Here is a 21,687-nt window from a genome sequence, read left to right as displayed (position 1 = left end):
TATTAGGAATTCAAGACCGCTATAACTATTGTCGTAATGGTTATCCGCATACCACGATAACCACCATCCACGATGGGAACGACACACGAACAATTCAACGTCGGGGGGATGTCCTGCTCGTTCTGTGCCGAGAGCATCGAGAAAGCCTACAGCCGGACCGACGGCGTCGAGGATGTCGACGTGAGTCTCGCCCACGAGGAGGTCCTCGTGCAGTATGACGACGACCGGCTGAGCGAGGTCGAGGTGAAGGACACGCTTCGAGATCTCGGCTACACGATCCGCGATCCGGACAAAGCGAAGCGATATGAACAGCAGCAGGCCGAACTCGCCGATGGAAAGCGTCGGCTGCTGCTCGCCGGCGGCGCATCCATCGTTGTTGCTGCGCTGATGGGGTGGATGATTTTCGTGATGGGACGTTTCGAGTCGGCGTCGCCGGCGATGGATCTCGTGACCTTGGGGCTGGCTCTCGGGACGATGTTCGGTCCCGGGCGCTACATCAAAGAGAAAGCCTTCCAGAGCGTGCGCCGGGGGATCTTCAACCAGCACGTCCTCCTGGAAGCGGGCGCGTTCGCCGGGCTCGTCGGCGGACTGCTTGGCCTGTTCGTGTTCCCTGGCTTCCCAACCGTCCACTTCTTCGCCGTCTCCGTGTTCATCACCACTTACCACATCCTTTCGGAGTACACCAGCCTCATCGTCCGCACGCGCGCCTCCCAGGCCGTCCAGAACCTGCTCGACCTCCAGCCCGACACGGCACGCCGCGTCAGTGATGACGGCGATGTCGAGGAAGTCCCCGTCGACGACCTCGACGTTGGCAATCGCGTCCGCGTCAAGCCCGGCGAGAACATCCCCGTCGACGGCGAGGTCATCGAGGGCGAATCGACGGTCGACGAGTCGGTCGCCACCGGTGAGTCCATCCCCGAGGAGAAGGCCGCCGGCGACGCCGTGATCGGTGGCAGCGTCAACGAAACCGGGACCCTGCTCATTGAGGTAACTGCAACCGGCGAGGACGCGTTCCTGAATCAGGTGGCCCGCGAGATCGAAGAGGCGCGGGCGATGAAGCCCGGCATCATCCAGCTCGCCGACCGCGTCCTCAAGTACTTCGTCCCGGGCGTATTGGCGATTGCCGCGCTCTCGTTCCTCTTCTGGGTGGTCGCACCGCTCGCCTGGGGTGCAGACCCCAACATCCAGCGTGGGGCGTTCGCAGCGCTGGCCGTCCTCGTCCTTGGTTATCCGTGCGCGCTCGGGATGGCGACACCGCTGGCCCTGATCCGGGGCGGCGGGAAGGCCGCGAACCGCGGCATCCTGATGCGGTCGGGCGACGCCTTCCAGATCTTCCCCGACGTCGACCACATCGTGTTGGACAAGACCGGCACCATCACCGTCGGCGAACCCACCCTCAGTGAGGTCGTCGCGTTCGGTGCCGACGAGGTGGATGTACTCACGACTGCGGCCAGTGCAGAGGCGTTCTCCGAGCATCCTCTCGCAGATGCGATCCTCGAGTTCGCCGACGAACAAGATGTCGAGTACGCTGACCCCGATGATTTCGACTCCGTGACCGGCAAGGGCGTCCGGGCAACCGTGGCCAGCGACGACGTGCTGGTCGGGAAACCGGGATGGCTCAGCGACGAGGGGATCGACCTGTCGAAGGGGGACGACGACATCGAGCGACTTCAGGGCCACGGCCTCACCGTTGCTGGAGTTGTTCGTGACGGTGACCTCATCGGCCTGATCGGTATCGGTGACGAGGTCAAGAGCGACGCCGCTGCGACCGTCCAGCGGATGACAGAGGTCGGCATTACGCCCGTGATGATCACCGGGGACAACGAGCGCACCGCGAACGCGGTCGCCGAGGAGGTCGGCATCGACCGCGTTATGGCAGACGTGCTGCCCGACGAGAAACGCGAAGAGATCGGTCGCCTGCAGGACGAGGGTTACCGCGTAGCCATGGTCGGCGACGGCATCAACGACGCTCCCGCACTCACGCAGGCCGATATCGGGATCGCCATCGGCGCCGGGACCGACATCGCCATCGAATCGGCGGACATCGTCCTGATGGGCGACCGGCTTGGTGGCGTGATGGACGCCTACGAGATCGGGAACGAGAGCTACCGGAAGACCCGTCAGAACCTCGCGACGGCCTTCGCGTTCAACGGGCTCGGTGTCGCCGCCGCGACCACGGGGCTCGTTCACCCAGTGTTCGCGATGCTCGCGATGGTGCTGTCCGTCTCGGCCGTCCTCGCCAACAGCTTCGCTGGTCAACTCCTCTCCGGCGAGGGTGTCAACACCGAGTTCGCCCTCGACGACCGCACCGACGGTGAGCGTGGGGACGGCCGATTGACAGCCGATTAAGCCACTACGTCGTAGCCAGCTTGTTCGATTGCCGCGTTCACGTCGTCGTCTGAGACTCCATCCTCGAGGACCACGTCGACCGTGTCAGCGTCGTGATTGGCCTCGACCCGACTCACACCGTCGAGGTTTCGCAGGGCGGTCTCCACGTTCTGTTCGCACCCGTTGCACGACATCCCGGTGACGGAGATCGTCTTTCGCTCCATACGGGGCTGTAAACACTCGCGGGGGATGACCATTACGGTAACTGTTGTATCGGTTTTATCTCTATTAGAGATGGAGCGTCATCGTCCGGAGAGTTGTTTGTGTCGGCCCCAAAGGGGTGGAGGCTCTTCGAGATGGGAACTACTAACGACGAAGAGAGCGACGAATTCCCGCCAGAGAAGCGGCTTGAAGCATCGAACACGCACCTGATCAAGGCCGGTATCGCGACGATTCCCGATATGGAGACTCTTCAGGAGTGTGTTGCCTACGAGAACGCCCATCAGAACCGGACGCAGATTCTGCGCCAGCTCAAGTGGAAGGCTGAAGAGCTACGTGAGAACGAAGAGTAGGCTCTATTCTTAACCAACACACTCCGCGTGAGTTCCCCTATTGTTGGTTAATCGGCTGTGCCTCGGTTTTTCGGCCCCTGAGAGGGTGCGGGGCAGCCAGCAGCGGCCTCGCGAGTTCAGTGGTTACAGACGCCAGCGATAGATCGACAGCAAGCAGACACCGGGACTAACATTCAAATACCAAGCCGGGACCAAACTGAGTGATTCATTCACATCGCTAATTATGGGCAAGAAGCTGTACTCAGACGAAGAACTCCTCAACCGTCTCCAAGAGTTCGCTGCGGAACTCGGGCGACCTCCGTCTCAGAATGAGATGAACGACTCTGGACCTCATGCTACAGCAACCTACGCAGCCCGGTTCGGGTCGTGGAATGAAGCACTCAAGACAGCTGGCCTAGAGACGGGCACAAACGAACCGGATGGGCGACCACCGACCCCAAAGGAGGACCTCCTTGCGGACCTCAAGGCGGTTGCCGAAATTGTCGGAGAGGCTCCATCAGAGCGAACCTACAGGCAGCACGGGGAGTATTCGGTGAAAACATACTGCAAGCGGTTCGGGGGGTGGAATTCGGCGCTACAGGCGGCTGGTTTTGAACCGAGCGTTGAAATCAACCTCTCCGAAGAGACGCTTATTACTGCTCTTCAGGAGTTCGCTGAGGAACTGGGTCAAGCACCGACATCTGATGAGATGGACCAGAATGGTCCATACACAGCGGCTCCATACAAGCGAGTATTCGGAACGTGGAATCGAGCTCTTGAGCAAGCTGGACTGGGAGTCCACTCTGCGTGGGGTGTGAGCAAGGAAGATCTGATAGCCGAACTCAGGAGGCTCAACGAAGAGTTGGGACACGTTCCCCGTAAGAGTGAGATGCGGGATCAGGGAAGATGGAGCGGATCGATCTATCAAAAGCGGTTCGGTTCCTGGAACGAAGCCCTGACAGCCGCTGGCTTCGAGCCAAATACCCGATGGCGCATTCCACGCGAGGAGTTATTAACTGAATTGCGAGAGCTCGCGGAAGAGTTGGGTCATCCGCCGACGACGGGTGAAATGCTTGAACACGGGGAATTTACGACCCAGCCGTATTGGCGTGTATTCGGATCATGGCGAACAGCCCTACAGGCGGCCGATCCGGACTATCTGGAGAACTACCGTCAGTCAAATACCGAGACAGTTCCGTTTGGGTCGAACTGGCCACAGATCCGTGAGGAAATCATTGCCCGTGACAATGAATCCTGTCTCCGCTGTGGAATGAACCGCGAAACACATCGAGACCAGTTCGGCCGTGATCTCCCGGTTCACCATCGAATTCCACGCCGGCGGTTCTACAATCATCCAGATCGAGCGGTCGAGGAGTCAAACGTTCCGAGTAACCTACTGACACTCTGTATTCCGTGTCATCGCCGTCTCGAGCGGCTGCCAGTCCAACCAATAATTGAGTAAACCATGAAAGAGCAGTATTTAATCGGAACTGCTGAAACCATATTTTTCAGAACTATTCTCGTCTGAAATATCTGGTCGCCAAAGGGTGCCTATCTAGCATCGTCGTCTTCGTCAACCCATGCTCCGATGAGTGTCTCCTTACCCTCCTGCCGCCACAGGATTTCCACAACGTTCGTTTCCCACAAGAGTTGGAGCCGTATTTCATCGCCATCAATCGTGTCGCTTGGCTCCATCTCATCATCTAACTCAGACCATGCGATGGTGTCTGTCTCTCGGGACTCCCAATCAACAACAACCCCGCGGAAGTACACATCACCCGCTTGTAGGCTCTCCTGGCCACCCGTATGCTGAACATCTAATCTATTAGCCACATGATCAGCACCCTGAAACTCAAAAGAAAAACAGGCGACCTCGTCGCACCTCGTTATCCCATAGTAACCAAGAGCCCCAAATCCGACCGTTGCCGCACCGCCCAAGAGAATGGCTCGCCGCTTCAAGGACATACCTGAAACCACATAGTAGTGATAATAGGCTTTTTGGGCTCTGTTGAAATCCTCAGAGAGTTACATGTTCGCCGCGTAATTTGATGAGATGAAGGCCCTCCCGAAGTCGCAGATTCTCCGGTTTANGGCTCTGTTGAAATCCTCAGAGAGTTACATGTTCGCCGCGTAATTTGATGAGATGAAGGCCCTCCCGAAGTCGCAGATTCTCCGGTTTACTGAGAAGGCGATCCATCTGGCACGGCGAGCTGTCTCCCAGTATTCCTCGAAATTCTCTAAACACCGCTATACACTTCCGCAACACGTTGTTTTGCTGTGTCTCAAAGTTCGGAAAAACACGACCTATCGTGGTCTACTTGATGAATTAATCGAGATGCCACGCATTCGTCGAGTTCTTGGATTAGCCGAACTTCCCACGCCATCAACGCTCTGTAAAGCGTTCAATCGACTTGATATGGCTGTATGGCGTGCGATATTGACTCTCTCAGCGACGCTACTTCCGACGAGCGGTGTCGTTGGTGTTGATGCGTCAGGGTTTGACCGCAGTCACGCTTCGAAACACTACACGAAACGAGCTGAACTCACGATTCAGCAGCTCAAAGTGACGTTGTTGGTCGATACGAAAGTGAACGCGATTCTCGATTTACACGTGACGACGACTCGGAAACACGATAGCCAGATTGCGCCGTCGTTGATCAAGCGCAACCCCGAGGATATTGGCATTCTACTCGGTGACAAGGGCTACGACGACGAGGATATCAGGCAACTTGCCCGGCAACACGAAGTTCGGCCACTGATAAAGCATCGTGAGTTTACATCGCTCCACAAGGCATGGAACGCGCGCTTAGACGCTGATCTCTACGGCCAGCGGAGTCAATCCGAGGCGGTCAACTCAACGCTCAAGCGGAAGTACGGTGCGTTTGTCCGGTCACGGTACTGGTGGAAGCAGTTCCGTGAACTCACCATCGCCTGTCTCAGTCACAACATCGACCGATCACTCTGAGCGGTCAATACAGAGTACGTATATATCACTAATTCCCGTTTCGATGTCAAAATTTCTTAACTCTTTAGCTGCTGTTCGTCGGTGATTCTATACGCCCACTGTATTGCTCGTAATCAATGTACGGTCGGACAAGATCTTCTTCTTTGTATATGACCACGTCAAGCAGTGTGGGACCTTCCACGGAATCGTCGGGGTTCGGAAAGTAGTGATAATGCTCTGTGATGTCTCGGTAGCCGCCGAGCGATGCTCGAATGAGGTAGCGTTGCTCATCGACCACGGGNCCCCCGGTATCGCTCGCCTCCAGTTCGAAAAATCGGTCAAACACGACGGCCTCATCTCTCGTTTCCTCGTCAGCCCGGAGGAGTTCAATTCCAAGCCCCTGTGGCTCTGCGGTGGCATTGCTGGGTTGAATTTCGAGTTGGGAGGGTGAAGAAGACGAAACCGGGAGTTGACTACATCCCGACAGAGCCCCAAGAATGACTGAACCACTTCCAGCGAGAACCCTTCGTCTAGAACACGGGCTGGTCATGACTGTCGACAGAGTCTAACTAATCATATATCTGGTGAAATTAATCACCGCGATCGATTTACACTCTTCAGCGACCAGTCGTTTTAGACGAGAATATGTCTGAAGAATAGGATTTCAACAGAGCCNGAAATTAATCACCGCGATCGATTTACACTCTTCAGCGACCAGTCGTTTTAGACGAGAATATGTCTGAAGAATAGGATTTCAACAGAGCCGCTTTTTGACTATTTGTCCTTGTTCCGGTAATACAGTTGAGCTGGGCGTCGTTGGTGATTGGACCACCTGTACTGACCGATCTACCGTCGATACTTCCGCGGGGTTGCGCGCCTGAGTCAACCACAATATCGTGCTTGCGTAGTGACCGATTCAGGTTTGATACAAAATAGCATCCGAACACCGGGGACAAAGCATATACTTAGTGTCGGTAAAATGTAACATATGGAACGGCGAGCCCTCCTTGTCGGAACCGGGATGACACTTGCTACCGTCAGTGGCGGATGCCTCAATAGGCTACCGGGAGGAAGTTTCGACATAAACTTTGAACAGATAGAAACGGATATTGACGCCGATTCACCACCGGAGATCACGGTCGAAGGCGAGACGATACTCGTGGAAGGTACTGTCGCATACGGATCGACTGATTGCGCCGACCTCGAATTAGCCCACGCCGAATATCAACGATCACAGGAGCGTTTAGATCTGCTTATCGCCGGCGTCGACGACGGCGTCGGCGGTGGCTGTAACGACGCATTAGCATCCCAAGGATACCGTGTAGAGGCAACCCGTAGCGGTGGGTTTCGATACGTTTCTGCGACAGAGCATCACTCCCAAGGGAAAGTGTATTCAGCATCCTTTGAAGAGTGAACAAATTGCCGGATTTTTGGTTCTGTTGAAATATCCTTCTTCAGACACATTATCATATGAAACGTCTGGTCACTGAAGAGAGCGAATCAGTCACCTCATAATTTCTTATTGTTCTAGGCCTAGAAAGGCAGATTGTGTATGGTTCCCGTTGACATTCGAACCCTCCTACTGGGTGCGGATCGAAAACGAGCGAGACAGTGGAGTATCGGTGCTGGAATACTCTTCGTTGCGTCGCTCCTCTACTTTGCGGTGGTAAGAATAGCGGACTTTCGCCTGCTGGATGCGGTGCTGTGGTGGCAGGGGTACGCCGTTCTGCTCACGGTGTTCGTTGCGGTCCAAGCGTACTCTAACGGTGGGATCGGAGTGAGTTGGTTGCTCGTGTTCGCCGCGGTTGCCGGAGTCATCCTGAACTACGGTGGTATCGCGTTAACTATGGGCAAACCGGGACTACCGTGGCTCATCGGATACGCCATCGTCGGAAGTGTCGTTGCCGCGGCGATCCTGGGGACGCTCGGCTTTGGCATCGGAACTGCGGTCCGACGAATTACTAGATAGGCTCCCTGTGTTGACCGCAAGGGGATCAAAATACGCGGCCTGTTGAGGAGTTCAACAGAGCCCGAATCCAGTATTACGAAAGACACTTCGAAATCACTCGGAGCGCGTTAGTTTGATAGATCAGCCGGCGTGATCTCATAGCAACAACCGTTTTACTGGTTTAATAAAAAATAATGAGTATGCCCTCCACTGACCAAGGTCACTCCCTCACGAAACGTCAACTTCTGGCCGCTTGTGGTTCTTCCGTAGGTGCCGGCGCACTCGGAGGATACGCATACGGGTCTGGACTCTTGCTTGAAGACGACTGTAGTCCCACCCCGATGGATAACTCAGCCACAGACTGGCCCCTCCCCCACTACGATGGAAGCAACACTCGCACAGTCCCACCTGAAAACGCGCCCGAGAGCGGACTGTCCGAACAATGGAGTGCCGCTATCCAAACCCCCGCTCAACCCATCATAATCAACGATTCTGTATTTGTTGTGTCAAGTGTAGTTTCGGGAAAAACTGTTAGGGCATACGACTTGGCCACCGGTCAAGAGCAATGGATGAAGCACATCGATTTCACAGGCCAGCAACTGCCGCTCACGGCGGGTGGCAATTCTCTTTTTCTCGGTCACGATCGAGACGACGGAGACGCAGTTTCGAAGGCATTAGCCACGGCCGACGGGAGCGAACGGTGGACGAGCGACGTAGCAAGTACACAAGTAACGGCGGTACTTGACGAAGGGCTGCTCATTTTCGAAGACTCCAACGATATTATCGCAGTCGATGCTCACCGTGGTGAACAGTGCTGGCAAAAAAGCGTCCATCCACGTCTTAGCGTGAGTGCAATTCATGCCAGAGAAACCATCATACTGGATACCATCACAGATGGAAAGATCGTCGCGCTAGACGCGACGACAGGCGAACAGCAGTGGGAAGCCGACATTTCCGACTATTTCCATCCTGACGAGGATGTGCTCAACGACGGAATTGGCGGTCACGTCATCGCCGGGACCGATCGTATCTATTTTTCGACTATTGGCGGGATGTTGATCGCTCTCGATGCTGCGACTGGTGAAACGGACTGGGTGACGCCGGAGACACCTCCGGAGATACCCACTGAAGGCGAGCGACAGTATTCTCCTCCAGGATTTGAACCAGCTGCCCTCGCTAACGATTCACTGTTGGTTATCGAATCGGATGGGACAAATAAATCGGAGCAGGTGTACGCGATTGATCCGGCGACAGGAGACGAACAGTTACTATTCGAACCAGAACCCGAGGAGGATGCGCACATCGGTTCGGTAGCAGTAGCCGGAGACACACTGTTTCTTCCCGTAATGGATGAACTTCGTCTCGTCGATCGTACAAGTGGGGAGCCCCTCGAAACTCACAGCCTCAACGACCATGCACAGTCGGTGACTCTCGCGAATGGCTATTGTCTTATAACCACGACTAAGGGACTCGTCGGATTTCAAGAGGAATCGGATCGATGAGAAAGGACTGCCTGGCTCTGTTGAAATCCTCTGCTTCGGACATATTCTCGCACGAAACAACCGCTCGCTGAAGCCTGTGAATTAGCCGTACTCGACGTAGTTACTCCTCTCGGAGGAATAACCGGTCGATGGCCAGCATACAAACTAAAAAGGTAATTACAAAGACGATGATGACACCGACCGCGCCGGGAAGACCTCCGAGTCCTGCCGTGGGGACAAGTGTCGCAGCACCGCTCGCAATTGCGAACGATACTACCAAGAAACCAAGATTCTCGTTCCAAGTCGGTTCTCTGTTCAACATATTTTTCTGTAAACAAGAAGAGTATAAACAAGTTGCTCTACTGAGCAATTCGTGAGTTCTCTGTACAGACCGATCTCCGGTCGATACTTCGCGGGGTTGCGCGCCTGAATCGCCCCAAGATCGCACTTGCTTATTGAACCCGGTCATAGAGTACCTGTTCGTTTTGGAATTTTAGTTCACCCGAAAGCACTTATTCTCAGTCAAATCATTTTGAACCAATGAAAAGACGCCAATTCCTCGCCGGAACCGTACCCACAACATCCGTAGCTTTGGGCGGATGCCTCGGGAGCGGTCCGTCTTGTTCGGGAGAGGATAACTGGCCACTGAATGTTCAAGTGGAGGAATTGGAACTCACACCGAGCGACTCGGCATCCTTCGAGATACAAGTGGACGGAATTACTGGTTTCTCGTTCGACTCACGGTTGTATTCATGCGGTACAGATGCGCCAGTCAGATTTGGGGATGTCGACACCTCGCCAGCGATTGATGCTCAACTTGACTCGTGCCCGCCAATATGGATATGGGATGACTGTACACGTGTGACGGTAGATGTGCCAGTTCAAGTTGATCCTGATGCCGAAACCGGCACTTACGAATACGGTTTCAGCGTTAGGGAAACGATCGGCGATCGGAACTCACATGACTACGAATATGTCATCACGGTGACTGGGAACTGAAACCTGACTATGAAGCATTAATCATTCCTTCTGTACTGAGCGATCGAGAGTGTCAAAATATCAACTGCTGTAGATTGTAACAGAGCCTCTACTATCTATATGTCTGATTTTCCGGGAGCCTTCACGATGAAAAGCTTATACAACCAGTGACCCATCGACATGTATGGATTCGCGGTTAGAATCGTTCCTTCTAGGGAAGTCGTTGAACCTATCGCTTCGGTATCTCGGGTACTCAGTCATTCTCATGGCCTTGTTCTTCGGTCAACTCTATCTTGTTGGAAATTCCGGTATGGGAAGCTCATTTGGTTTGCTTATGAGCCCGCTTGGAGTTACGGTATCAGCGATTATTCTGGCAGGGATACATACATATCGAAACGACGGAATACTAGTGAGCGCTGCCGTCACCGTGATCGTCATCAGCGGCTCTACACTGTATAGTGTTATCTCGCTTAACCACCCTCAACCTGACTATGGACTTTTAACCGGCGTGGGGACAGCGATGTTGTATGGCGTCCCAATAGGGACTATATCATCTACTGTTGCGTTTGCGTTACGGCGATTTGGCCCGATCCAATCAGGTGTCGTATCTGAGGAAAAGTAGAAATATAAGGATCTGTTGAAATCCCCTCTTCAGACATATTCTCATTTGAAACAGCCGGTCGATGAGAGTTGCGGATTGACCACTAGAGAGCCAATCAATCAGAGAATCGTAATGGAGGTTCCTACGGTCTACTAAATCACATATATTTATCTACAATTTTCGATTTATTACTTTTGTCCCCCAGAAGGCATTTATTTGTATATTTTAGTCATCATATATGAACCGTAGAGAACTACTAGCAGCTGCTTCTGTCTCAATTACTGGGGTCACTGGTTGTTTGAACAGGGATACTGGAAGCGAACCGACTGGAGATGCTGTCCACTGGACAACTCAGATTGAAGGTTCCATTCGACACCAGCCGGTAATTCAGGACGGAACAGTCTACGTCAGCGGTGGTACCAATGATAGAGCAACCCCTAACAGCGACACCGCCTTTCCGGAAACGAGTGAGAACGTCTACGCCTTCAGAGCAACTGATGGAACTGAACAATGGCGATACGAAGCACCCGCAGGTGTCAGAACGCCCCCAACCGTGGAAGACGGCGTTTTCGTCGTGGTTGGCTGGAGTGATGGCGTCGGCCGAAGCCAGCGACTTGTGCGGATAGACGACGGTTCAGAAACATGGACAACTGAACCACGCGATCAACAGCTCGGTCTGCTGGCTGTCTCCGACGGAACAGCCTACCTTGGGACCTCCGATGACGCGTTGGATGTTGAAGATGAGACATTATACGCTGTCCAGACGAGTAATGGCGACCAGCGCTGGGCAATTGAGGCGGGTGACGCGAGCGACACGGATGATGCTGCCGTTTACGATGATACGCTTTATGTTGTGGAGGGTCGCAGTCGAACGACAGCCCGAGCGGTCGCCGATGGAAGCGAACAGCGATATTGGGATATGCCACCGGCAACGGATAGCCCTCGCGTGTTTGATGACGAACTATACCTAATATCCTCTCGAAGCAACAGATCTGACTACCAAGTCGTCTCGGTGAGCGCAAGTGAAGGAACCGTACACTGGCAGTTTTCTGCCCCGGTCAATGACCCGTTCGACCCAACCGGAGTCGCTGTTTCAGACGATACTGTGTGTGTCACCGAGTACGGTGGCTGGCTGTTCGGGGTTGACCGTGCGGATGGCGTCGAACGGTGGCGATACTCTGTTGAGGACGGAAGGCCAACGTCTGAGGCGATCGTTGACGGGACCACCTACGTGACCACCGTAAACGGGAGTGTCCACGCGGTAGACGTGGCGACTGGTGATCGACAGTGGAGAGAGTCATTACCGGGGTCTGCAGGAATTGTTGCTGCTGATTCGCAAGGACTCATCATCGGGAGTATTGATGATGAGGAGCGGAATATTCGAGCTTACACGTTAAAGGGAACTGAACAGTGGTCGTTCTCTCACACTGGCCGCCTTACGCAATCGGGGGTTGATGGAACACGAACAATCATCGGGACAGAAACCGGAAACGTAGCCGCATTGGGAGAGTGGTAACCCGTGGACACGCAACACTGCGATGAAATCTCTCGGAACCGGTCAGTTCTTCTGTTCGCTTGTTTCTGTTGAAATCCTCTTCTTCAGAAACAACACAGCATGAAACGGCTGGTCGCTGAAAGGTACTTACTGAGCGACTTGTGCTTCACCTGTACTGCCCGATCTACAGTCAATACGTACGGGGTTACGCGGCTGAATCAACCGTAGGATCGCGCTTGCGAATTCAACGAGTGCGGCCTCAGACTAAGAGATCGCGCGGAAGTCAACGAACAAATTCTCCGTTGTTTCGTCTCGATAGATGCTAATATCTATCCCAGCATCGGTTGAGTCGTCGGGATAATAATGAGAATGGAACTGTTCGTGCCTTCCGTTTTTAAGTAGGACTCGAACGATGTATCGTCTTTCAGGCACTACATCTGTTTCGCGTATGGTTCCCGCAGAGTCGTCACCTTCTCCCGGAGCTGGAACAGTGTATTCGGTATCAAGTACGGACGCTTCACCCAGCTCGTTTTTGTCTTCGCGGAGGAGTTCAAGTCGGAGTGGTTGTTCCTTGTCAGTATAATTGCGGAGAGTCAGATCAATTTCCCGGGGGTCCCCGAGATTAACGCTTTGACAGCCCGCAATGGCCCCAATAGCTACGCTACTTCCAATTAGAATGCTCCGACGGGTAGAGGGCATAACATGGTATAACACCTTACCGACAAAAAATCTACTAGTGTGGGTACTCTGGTAATCGGAACACTCTGTTCACACGATGTACTAACCGATACGTGAGTCCCCTGTACTGTCCGCAACGCAATAGAAACGGTTACTTCTGAGGATTCCAACGGAACCAATCTAGTTCAAAAAAGCACGCCGGCGAACAGAGCGTCTACCTCCCGCTGGCGTGACTTCACGACCTGTTTTTCGTGCCCCCAGAGAGGGGTGCGGGGGTCACCGCCCGCGAGCAACGATGCTGTTGAATGATTATTCTGTGAAGTAAGACGTCAAGCCAAGCAATCATCAAAAACGTTAATTCTCGGGGAACCTAGCACAAACAAAGCTTATTACAGAGTATTTTTATAAACGCTCATATCTAATATTATTTTAAATATAGGTGTACCCTTTGTTATTCTTGATAGAGTAAGCTGATTGGCCATATACGATATATTTATTAACAGGGTCCCACCCGTTACAAGTTCCAGCAACAGCAACTTGATCACTTCCCACCTTCTGATAGACTATGGATCCGCTATCACCCGGGTCAAAGTCACCATCATCTTTTCCCCATTTCACTTGATGATTTCGGAAACCGCACCCTATGTCAACAGGCCCAATATATCCATTAGCCGATCGGATCTTTCCAGTAGTTTCACAGGTTTTAACACCTCTTTTGGTCAATTCTTCATCATTAGCTACTTTATCATGAAGCGCATTTTTTGTAAACTGCTCAACGATAGTTAGGTCCGAAAGGGTTCCATTGGGATTTGCCAACCTATATGTCGGTGTGTGGCCATTGATTGGCTCAGCAACAACAAAATCGTACGTGCAGTATGATTCTATAACGTCACCAATCGCAGCATCATCATCTTGATTGTACAACTTTCTTGACTCAGGATCGTCATTATAAAATATATGCTGGCATGTCGAAAAGTATGAGTTCCCGTCCTTGTTCAGTTGCGCTCCCATAGTACAATAACCGGTCTCATATCCGACCTCCATTTCGGCACCTGCTGGGACGCTATCGCCGTAATCGTATTCGTAGCAGCCGTTTCTAAACTCAGTGACTTCGTGGACATCAACTGGAATTCGCTCAACTTCTGTAGGAATCTTGTCTTTTGCCTCCTGAGTAGAGGGAAGATCAGGATGAGCTGAGCCGTCGGGGTTCTGAATGACTCCAACCTGAATTTGTGGTCCTGCTCCACCGTGTATTGGTGGAATCAGATCAACCTCACCTACATATGGTTTTGATTCAAAATTTTTTCTCTTACGGACTTTTCACTCCTCTTGAGCGAACGGTACCAGTCTCGAGGAACTCTCTTAGTCCGTTTTGTGATTGCGGAGGTTGGGTCTCCTGGCTCTTCTCGACGAAGTGCGTAGTCGATTTCTTTTTCATCTGATTTTTTCTCAGAAGATGCGACACCCACCCGTGAAAAGCCAAATGAACCCACTCCAAGTATACCGACGGTTTTTAATATGGACCGTCGACTAGATATTGTCCGTTTCTGAGTATCTGTTGAGCACTCTTCATTTCTGCGCGAGCTACTCTCAGTAGTGGTCGCTTCATTCGACTCGTCTTGATTTTGACCAGCTTGAACGTCTTTTTGTTTAGTGGTCATGTGATCACACCACACACAAGGAATAATGCTGTGTTATATTCACCTTACCGGTCGATAATTTTTTCATATAATGAGGTATCACCCTACATATTGATCCCCACTCCTCCAGTTTGATTTTCTTGAATATAGTGAATAGTATTATCTTACTCCTAGTGAATTAACCTATTTAAATGTGAAAAATTTAACTGATTGCTGGACTAAGGAGTAAGTATGGGTTATTCATCAAGCGATGACCCCGACAGTGTCCTCTCCGAACGCTACTCGTTCCTTCACATCCTAATGGATCAGCCTCGCTCAAAGAGCGAACTGGAAGAGGTGGTTGATGTCTCACGTTCTACGCTGGACCGCGCTTTGCGTGACCTCGCCGATAGTGAGTTCGTGGTCTACAAAGACGGCGTGTGGAAACCTACGCCACTCGGAAGGTGTAGTTACAGGGCACGAGAAGCATATCTGGGTCGGCTGGAGAGTCTTGTTGAGGCAGGTCCACTAATCAACGAACTTTCAACAACGGATATGATTGATTACCCGTTTCTTGAGGGGGCAAGTGTCAACAGAGCTGACCCGTCGATGCCAGATGCCATTATACAGCTGTTGCTAGATAGTGTCGAAACTGGTAAATATATTACCATTATTACCCCAGTCGTGATTACTGGCTTCGCTGAGGAGCTCTACGAACGTGTACGCAGTACTGAAGATTACTCTCTCGATTTAATTATCCCACCCGACGTATTTGAACGGATGCGTGCCGTATTTTCATCACTTACAAATAAATTACAAGACGACAGTAATGTCAGTTTACACACTGCTACGATGCCGTTTAGTTTTGGCCTCTGGATTGTTGATTCGTCTGAGGCAGGTGTCATCATTTTCACGGAACAGGGAGTGCGTGGAATTCTCATGAATGATACCCCAGATGCGCTTGATTGGGCGGAAGATCAATACAATCGCGTGAAACAGGAAGCTAATTCGGATTTTCTTTGAGTCATCATCTGAACGAAAATAGGGGTTGTTGAATTCCTGTAAAACACCTCAACAGAGTATCTCGCCTGAAACAGGCGGTCGACAGGAATTGCGTACTCGGCCAAACAACTAATAATCCGGAAGTGAAACAAAGGGTATGAGACATCTCAACAATGGTCGGGTCCGGAGACACATCCTCGGTGACCGTCTCCCTCGTTGGGCTGTTATCGGTTCTGTTGTCGGTCTTTTGAGTCTCGCGTCCGTCGCGTTCCTCCTCGGTGTGGGTGTTCGCCTCTATGAGTTCTGGGGCTGGCTTGTGATTGTTCCGGGAACTGCCGTCATTGCGGGGATATTCGGTGCGGGCTTAGTCCCAACCGTCGGCACACTATGGCTGGTTAGCCTCTGGGGGTACGCTTTTCCACCACTCGTCGGTTATCTCTCTGGTGAGTGGATGGGGGCAGGCCGGTACACCTCGCCGAGAATGTCGGGGTTCGCATACGGGTCTGCCCGCGCCGAATTACTTGGGGGACTCGAAACAAGCGTCAATTTTGGCCTAGCGCTTGCGGTCATCATCGGAACAATCGGCTACGTTGCGGGGTCCGGCATCAGATGGATGGCGACGCGTATACAGTCGGCTTAATTGTTGAACAGCCTGTACTGTCCGCAACGCAATAGAAACGGTCACTTCTGAGGATTCCAACGGAACCAATCTAGTTCAAAAATCACGCCGGCGAGCAGAGCGTCTACCTCCCGCCGACGTGACTTCGCGACCTGTTTTTCGTGCCCCCAGAGAGGGCGAGGGCTCCTTCGAAAGCTCTCCGAGGTGACTTCTAGTGAGTCAACAACAGCATCCTGACAACGTCTCGATCGACGATATTCCCGTCGATATCGACAACACGCAATCAGCAGAGGTCGATTCCGCCGACGTGCCCGACGAAATCGAATCCATCACCCGTGGGCTCGCCGGTGAGCAGCCGCCGACGAATCCGCTGGTCGTGCTGAAAGCAGCCCGATGGTGGTACATTCACGGCAAGGGCGGCACGGATCCCGCCTTCCAGTGGGCCATCGAATGGGCGCGTCATCTTGCGACCGACACCCCCAGTGACGTCGAGCGGTTCGACGAGTTCCTCGAGTACCTCGTCTCGGTTGGCTTTGCGAACGAACGCCACGAGCTCCGCTGACCGACAGCGCGGTTTTTGAACGCCCCTGAGGGGTGCGGCGCGGTCTGAACAGACGCTGTCGCCGTAAACTTGATTCGGTGAACACAATGGCTACGACCAGTGATTCGTCGGTCTCCTTCGAGGAGACCGACACGCGATCCGACGAGATGAACAGCACTATCGAACAGTGGATCGACGACCTCGTCGCTGGCGTCGACGACGCACAGGCCAGCGCGGAGTTCCAGGAGTGGCTCGACGTCCAGAGCCGCTTCCACGACTACTCCTACCGGAACACGCTCCTCATCAAGCGGCAGTATCCCGAGGCGAGCCGGGTGGCGGGCTACCGGACGTGGCAGGAGGAGTTCGACCGCCACGTCACGGAGGGCGAGTCGGCCATCTGGATCTGGGCACCGATCATCACCAAGCAGTGCCCGGAGTGCGAGAACTCGCCGAGCTACCACGAGGACAGTGACTGTGAGTACGACGAGACGCCACCCGAGGAGTGGTCCGAGGGCCTGGTCGGGTTCAAGCCTGCTCCGGTGTTCGACGTCTCCCAGACCGAGGGCGAGCCGCTTCCCGACCTCGACACGGAAGCGACCGGGGACGCCGGCGACCTCGTCGAACAGTTGACTGCCGCCGCTGACGACCTCGGCGTGACGGTGCGGATCGTACCAGCTGAGGAGTGGACCCACGACGAGGCGAAGGGCATCTGCGAACAGCTGAGCCTCGTCGATATGCAACCACGGGTCGAGGTGCGTGATCGGGCGAACGATGCCGACCTTGCGCGGACGCTGATCCACGAGTACGCACACGCCCTGCTCCACTTCGACGTCGACGACGACACCGAGCGGGCGAAACGCGAAGTCGAGGCCGAAGCCGTCGCGTACGTTGTCGGGCGCTACTGCGGGCTCGACACCAGTGGGTCAGCGTTCTACCTCGCAGCCTGGGAGTCGGACGACCCCGAGGTCGTTCGTAACCGTCTCGACCGGATCAGTTCCACAGCAGAAGAGCTCATCGACGTGCTCGAAGACGCCGTCTGAATTCTTAACCAACACTCGACTCGACACCCCCAATTTCGTTGGTTAAGTCTGCTCATCTCCGCCGTTCACGACAGTCGCAAGGCTAAAAGCAGGCCCGTGTTTATACTCTATGTAAGAAACGCAGGTATGAGTATCATAGAACAAACGCAAAATATGCGCCAGGGTCTCTCGACTCGAGAAAGTCGACTCCTTGCACGACTCGCTGGCGCGGGTCACCAGATCATCTCCGTTGACGACATCGAGACGACGCTGGAGGTCCCCCCAAACACCGCCCGTGAGATCGCCTCCCGACTCACCGAGAAGGGCTGGCTCGACCGGCTCCTCCCGGGCACGTATCTCATCATTCCACTCACAGCCGGCGAGGAAGCCGTGTACACCACCCACGAGTACCTCATCGCCGCCCACGTCGCCGAGCCGATGTACATCGGCTACTACTGCGCTCTCAGCCACCACGGACTGACCGAACAGGTCCCCCGGACGGTGTACGTCGTCACGCCGATCCGAGCGCAAAGTCGAGAGATCCACGGCGTCCCGTACCGCGTCACGACGGTCACCGAGCGGAAATTCTTCGGCGCTGAGCCGACATCGATCGAGGGCACGACCGTACAGGTCAGCGACCTGGAGAAGACGCTGGTCGACTGTGCGGACCACCCCGAGTTCAGCGGTGGCCTTCGGGAACTCGCAACCGCGATGCGTACTGCCGACGAACGGGGTTGCGATTGGTCCACTGTCGGCGAGTACCTCGAACGCCTCGACAACGGCGCTGCGACCAAGCGAATCGTCTACCTCGCCGACCAGCTCGGCATCGACCTCCCCGCCCGCGAGGAGCTCGTCGCGTCGTTCACGAGTGGCTATTCCCCACTAGACCCGACGCGGCCCGACACCGGATCGACCGACAGCACGTATCGCCTCCGGATCAACGTCGAGCCAGCTACGCTGGAGCCGACGGAGTCCTGATCGCGATGATCAGTCAGTACTGACTTTCGTCGGCGGTTACGCACTCAATAAAGGCGGAGCTTCGACTGGTTTCCCACATTCAATCGCTGCCTGAAACAAACTACTATTTAGCTACCCGTTATCGCGATACCCACCGTCACCAGCGCCGTCAACAGCAAGTTTTCACTCGACACCTTTCCGGTCGCTTCGGTCGCGCTACAATAAGGGCTTAGAATCAAGCTGCCCCACCCCGTCGCGGTGACATATTTCAGATTACTGAAAGATTCAGTATCTATACTCCCGGTGGTTGACGTAATCAATCAGAGGAATATACTACTGGCTGTTTTTGTGTCATGTTATGTGTCTGTCCAGCTACCAACAAGGTGATTAAGGGATACAATCCTACCTAAATGCGAATGTCTATCGTTTACACCTAATTCTCACCCTCCGACTTACACCTATGATTGCCATTTTCGAACATTTCAGCTTTCTCTGATTTCGACATATTTTCCCACTTGTCTTTATCGACGTCCTGTGGCGTGGCCGGTCGTGTCTTCATACCGCTCATCTCCGGACGACCTGGACTGAATCTTTTTTTGGTGGAGGTATGAGGTTCTTTTTTCTCACCTTCATATGCTTCTATTTTCACAACTACACTCTCGCCCTGATCTAAGCCTGTCAGTCTGTGGTGAGTGGATTGCGTTTTAATTTCTTTCTGTCCATTTATATAAACAGTATAAACGTTGTCTGAATTACCACTTTCTTCATCCCAACTTATCGCCAATGCCTGCGGAGATCCTGCTACTTTATTGATACTCAAACCGGGGCTATTACCACCATCCGCTGAAGCAACTCCAGAGGTTGATATGGAAACTCCGCCGATACCTAGCCACTTGAGTAATTTTCTGCGGTCCATATTAGAGTCCCTCTAAGTGATCCTCAACAATGCCACGACCACACCCGTCGCTATACTTGTCCAAGTAATTACTCCCAGCTTTATCGACTTCATAGTTGCTTACTGAACAGAAGTCACTAGGCGGATCAGATCTTCCACCTATGAATCCGTCGCATGCGTTAAACGATCGGTCTGTCTGGATATAAGGGACAGACATGAGCGTCATATCATCTGGGAAGGTGGCACCAGTACTTGCTTCGCTGATTTCATAGTCGCCATCTTCGTGGTCAAGACCCAGCGTATGCCCTAGCTCGTGCATGGCCATGTACCTCGTTTCCTCGCTGGAGACAGCTGCTCCATTCCCCGTTACTCTACATACATAGTATTCATTTCCGTCAAGATTGATTGACCCATTTGGGTATATTCTGCCATATCCATCTAATGCCAAAGCGTCAACAAGAATAATGTGATCATTGTCATTTAGTATATTGTCGTTGTGAAGATCCTGAACGGCATCATACATGTAGGACTCATAGTCATCCTGAGGCTTTACTGAGTGTGTGAATCCATTTAGTGAGTACAACTGTTCTGAGGTTTGGTTGGACACCCAGTCACAAATTGTATCATTTCCATCCTCTGCGGCTGGTAGATTTGGTACACTATCCTTCTCGTAGGTTGCCGTTAATGCTGCTGGCATCAACAATAGTCTGGTATTACATATATTAATAGCCTAGGAAGAAAAATTTTCATGAGTGACTATCAGTTCATTATTGAAATAATATTCTAGAGATAGAAGAATACAAAATTAGTGGAAATTAAAAACAAGCCGAAGGTAACAGTAACAAGATATATGTCTCACCAGTCGATTTAATTGAAGCGTGCTTAAACCCATGAAGAGTGTCCTAAGCATCAGAGAATCAATTGTAAAAAAACGACTTAGTGAGGTTGGCTATGGGGTTTTATCTGTCATCGGTATAATTTTGTTCGCACTAACTTTTAGATCAGTTGAATTTAATGCGTCCTCAATAGCCACATTATTTCCATTTTTAGCCAGCCTGACTTTTCTTTCTTATGGATTATCAGGATTTGTGCCAGATAAGTATAAGAACACAATATTGCTACTGCGGTCTGGTGTAATAGTTATAGCATGTGCCGCGGTTGGTTTCGTAGTATTCTTTATATTGTTCGCGCTTGGAAATTCCCCTTAATTTGATTGTTTGAGAGTATTTCCACTATTAAATGGCCTCAGATATTTTGGATAGTAGATTCATTGACCAGCTTTCCACCCTCCTGAATTTTATCATACGACATCTCCATCCAATCGATTGCTTGTGGAGAATCGTTTGATAATATTCCCTTGACCGCACCGTCTAGATGGACTACAAACCCACCCTGCGTATTTGATGGAGTCTCCGCAATCCATAGGGAGTAGGGGACAGGATCGGAAATAGAGTAAATTTTCACATTTTCTACTTCGTATAATTCTTTCATTTCTTCTCGGCACAACTTTGACATAGATTTGATGACCTTTTTTTGAGCGCATACTTCAACACTAATTCCTCTTTTTTTGACGATTTTACATAGTTTATTTACACCATACGTCATCGCGACCCGTGAAGTTGTACGAAAATGTGTAGATTTTTCAAGAATTTGAATTATTGGTTGAAGACAAGCTTCTGGCGCTTTTGGATCGGCCATGCTAATGTTAGCACCGCGAAAAATAAATCGGGGGACTTGTTCTGCTTGGTTCAGTGAGCTAATCAGATCAGTAGCAGATGCCATACTATCGGTCAGTGTGTGAAAGTCTTCAGTCTCGTCTTTGATCATCTTTCCTTTCGGTGTCAATTCGTATTTTCTTCCCTTAATTTCCCGAATCAAATTGTGCTCGATCAGGGATTTTATTGACCGATCAACAGTCGTCCTTGAGAATTTAGTATTAGATGGCTCTGTTGAAATCCTCAGAGAGTTACATGTTCGCCGCGTAATTTGATGAGATGAAGGCCCTCCCGAAGTCGCAGATTCTCCGGTTTA

The 21,687-nt window shown here is 52.4% G+C and carries 24 protein-coding genes; 15 read left to right on the top strand and 9 right to left on the bottom strand.

All coding sequences use genetic code 11. The annotated features are described in order from the left end of the window. Positions 1-72: 72 nt before the first annotated feature. On the top strand, positions 73-2,349 hold the full coding sequence (locus tag C471_RS09640) for a heavy metal translocating P-type ATPase (protein ID WP_004048571.1): 2,277 nt from the start codon (positions 73-75) through the stop codon (positions 2,347-2,349). Here the strand turns inward: C471_RS09640 and C471_RS09635 are convergent. Then, entirely contained in the window at positions 2,346-2,552 is a 207-nt protein-coding gene (locus tag C471_RS09635) for a heavy-metal-associated domain-containing protein (protein WP_004048570.1), read from the bottom strand. The two genes, C471_RS09640 and C471_RS09635, sit on opposite strands and share 4 nt — an antisense overlap. A 132-nt stretch (positions 2,553-2,684) precedes the next feature. Between C471_RS09635 and C471_RS09630 the strand changes: the two genes are divergently transcribed. Together C471_RS09630 and C471_RS17095 are read left to right on the top strand one after the other, a co-directional pair. Continuing rightward, positions 2,685-2,900, top strand: a complete 216-nt coding sequence (locus tag C471_RS09630; protein WP_049909283.1) for a hypothetical protein — start codon at positions 2,685-2,687, stop codon at positions 2,898-2,900. A 223-nt stretch (positions 2,901-3,123) separates the two neighbouring features. Beyond that, positions 3,124-4,341 (top strand): homing endonuclease associated repeat-containing protein, encoded by a 1,218-nt coding sequence (locus C471_RS17095; protein ID WP_152421879.1) that lies wholly within the window; start codon positions 3,124-3,126, stop codon positions 4,339-4,341. An 89-nt stretch (positions 4,342-4,430) separates the two neighbouring features. Here C471_RS17095 and C471_RS09625 read toward each other — a convergent pair whose 3' ends face one another. Further along, the gene (locus C471_RS09625; RefSeq protein ID WP_049909222.1) at positions 4,431-4,844 is read right to left on the bottom strand and encodes a hypothetical protein; all 414 of its coding nucleotides are present in this window, start codon (positions 4,842-4,844) and stop codon (positions 4,431-4,433) included. Between the two features lie 178 nt (positions 4,845-5,022). Between C471_RS09625 and C471_RS09620 the strand changes: the two genes are divergently transcribed. From C471_RS09620 to C471_RS16420, 4 genes are all read left to right on the top strand, one after another. Next, positions 5,023-5,844 (top strand): IS5 family transposase, encoded by an 822-nt coding sequence (locus C471_RS09620; RefSeq protein ID WP_004048566.1) that lies wholly within the window; start codon positions 5,023-5,025, stop codon positions 5,842-5,844. A 967-nt stretch (positions 5,845-6,811) separates the two neighbouring features. Continuing rightward, entirely contained in the window at positions 6,812-7,237 is a 426-nt protein-coding gene (locus C471_RS17085; RefSeq protein WP_204365936.1) for a hypothetical protein, read from the top strand. 138 nt (positions 7,238-7,375) lie between these two features. After that, positions 7,376-7,792 carry a hypothetical protein gene (locus C471_RS09610; protein ID WP_004048564.1) on the top strand — a complete coding sequence of 139 codons (417 nt, stop codon included), beginning with the start codon at positions 7,376-7,378 and terminating at the stop codon, positions 7,790-7,792. A gap of 482 nt (positions 7,793-8,274) precedes the next feature. Next, entirely contained in the window at positions 8,275-9,273 is a 999-nt protein-coding gene (locus tag C471_RS16420; protein ID WP_394295191.1) for a PQQ-binding-like beta-propeller repeat protein, read from the top strand. Between the two features lie 100 nt (positions 9,274-9,373). Here the strand turns inward: C471_RS16420 and C471_RS17080 are convergent, their stop codons facing one another. Next, positions 9,374-9,574: a hypothetical protein gene (locus C471_RS17080; RefSeq protein ID WP_152421877.1), complete on the bottom strand. Its 201-nt coding sequence runs from the start codon at positions 9,572-9,574 to the stop codon at positions 9,374-9,376. A 218-nt stretch (positions 9,575-9,792) separates the two neighbouring features. Here C471_RS17080 and C471_RS17445 point away from each other — a divergent pair, with 218 nt between their 5' ends. The 3 genes from C471_RS17445 to C471_RS16415 all read left to right on the top strand — a co-directional run bounded on the left by C471_RS17445 (position 9,793) and on the right by C471_RS16415 (position 12,347). Beyond that, on the top strand, positions 9,793-10,251 hold the full coding sequence (locus C471_RS17445) for a hypothetical protein (protein ID WP_160163140.1): 459 nt from the start codon (positions 9,793-9,795) through the stop codon (positions 10,249-10,251). A gap of 163 nt (positions 10,252-10,414) precedes the next feature. Then, positions 10,415-10,852 carry a hypothetical protein gene (locus C471_RS17075; RefSeq protein ID WP_152421876.1) on the top strand — a complete coding sequence of 146 codons (438 nt, stop codon included), beginning with the start codon at positions 10,415-10,417 and terminating at the stop codon, positions 10,850-10,852. A gap of 217 nt (positions 10,853-11,069) precedes the next feature. Continuing rightward, complete coding sequence (locus C471_RS16415) at positions 11,070-12,347, top strand: outer membrane protein assembly factor BamB family protein (protein ID WP_080505576.1); 1,278 nt, start codon at positions 11,070-11,072, stop codon at positions 12,345-12,347. Positions 12,348-12,590: 243 nt separating this feature from the next. Here C471_RS16415 and C471_RS17070 read toward each other — a convergent pair whose 3' ends face one another. The 3 genes from C471_RS17070 to C471_RS17060 all read right to left on the bottom strand — a co-directional run bounded on the left by C471_RS17070 (position 12,591) and on the right by C471_RS17060 (position 14,665). Continuing rightward, positions 12,591-13,025, bottom strand: coding sequence for a hypothetical protein (locus C471_RS17070; protein WP_152421875.1), 435 nt, complete (start codon positions 13,023-13,025; stop codon positions 12,591-12,593). Positions 13,026-13,433: 408 nt separating this feature from the next. Next, positions 13,434-14,015, bottom strand: a complete 582-nt coding sequence (locus tag C471_RS17065; RefSeq protein WP_152421874.1) for a hypothetical protein — start codon at positions 14,013-14,015, stop codon at positions 13,434-13,436. Between the two features lie 266 nt (positions 14,016-14,281). Beyond that, positions 14,282-14,665, bottom strand: coding sequence for a hypothetical protein (locus C471_RS17060; RefSeq protein ID WP_152421873.1), 384 nt, complete (start codon positions 14,663-14,665; stop codon positions 14,282-14,284). A gap of 210 nt (positions 14,666-14,875) precedes the next feature. Here C471_RS17060 and C471_RS16410 point away from each other — a divergent pair, with 210 nt between their 5' ends. The 5 genes from C471_RS16410 to C471_RS09585 all read left to right on the top strand — a co-directional run bounded on the left by C471_RS16410 (position 14,876) and on the right by C471_RS09585 (position 18,782). Next, positions 14,876-15,646 (top strand): helix-turn-helix transcriptional regulator, encoded by a 771-nt coding sequence (locus C471_RS16410; RefSeq protein ID WP_004048561.1) that lies wholly within the window; start codon positions 14,876-14,878, stop codon positions 15,644-15,646. Positions 15,647-15,782: 136 nt separating this feature from the next. After that, complete coding sequence (locus C471_RS16405) at positions 15,783-16,265, top strand: hypothetical protein (RefSeq protein WP_080505575.1); 483 nt, start codon at positions 15,783-15,785, stop codon at positions 16,263-16,265. Positions 16,266-16,458: 193 nt separating this feature from the next. Further along, a complete protein-coding gene (locus tag C471_RS09595) occupies positions 16,459-16,806 on the top strand; it encodes a hypothetical protein (protein ID WP_004048560.1) in 348 nt (115 codons plus the stop codon). 86 nt (positions 16,807-16,892) lie between these two features. Next, positions 16,893-17,825, top strand: coding sequence for an ImmA/IrrE family metallo-endopeptidase (locus tag C471_RS09590; RefSeq protein ID WP_004048559.1), 933 nt, complete (start codon positions 16,893-16,895; stop codon positions 17,823-17,825). A 126-nt stretch (positions 17,826-17,951) separates the two neighbouring features. Then, positions 17,952-18,782, top strand: coding sequence for a type IV toxin-antitoxin system AbiEi family antitoxin domain-containing protein (locus C471_RS09585; RefSeq protein ID WP_004048558.1), 831 nt, complete (start codon positions 17,952-17,954; stop codon positions 18,780-18,782). Between the two features lie 412 nt (positions 18,783-19,194). Here C471_RS09585 and C471_RS17055 read toward each other — a convergent pair whose 3' ends face one another. The 3 genes from C471_RS17055 to C471_RS17045 all read right to left on the bottom strand — a co-directional run bounded on the left by C471_RS17055 (position 19,195) and on the right by C471_RS17045 (position 21,438). Beyond that, the gene (locus C471_RS17055; RefSeq protein ID WP_152421872.1) at positions 19,195-19,677 is read right to left on the bottom strand and encodes a hypothetical protein; all 483 of its coding nucleotides are present in this window, start codon (positions 19,675-19,677) and stop codon (positions 19,195-19,197) included. Position 19,678: 1 nt separating this feature from the next. Next, entirely contained in the window at positions 19,679-20,353 is a 675-nt protein-coding gene (locus C471_RS17050; RefSeq protein WP_152421871.1) for a matrixin family metalloprotease, read from the bottom strand. Between the two features lie 548 nt (positions 20,354-20,901). Beyond that, on the bottom strand, positions 20,902-21,438 hold the full coding sequence (locus tag C471_RS17045) for a transcriptional regulator FilR1 domain-containing protein (protein WP_152421870.1): 537 nt from the start codon (positions 21,436-21,438) through the stop codon (positions 20,902-20,904). Positions 21,439-21,687: the final 249 nt, after the last annotated feature.

The sequence above is a fragment of the Halorubrum saccharovorum DSM 1137 genome, assembly GCF_000337915.1.
Taxonomy (GTDB): Archaea; Halobacteriota; Halobacteria; order Halobacteriales; family Haloferacaceae; genus Halorubrum; species Halorubrum saccharovorum.
The sequence above is the reverse complement of the archived record's forward strand: the minus strand, read 5'-3'. Positions and strand labels throughout refer to the sequence as shown.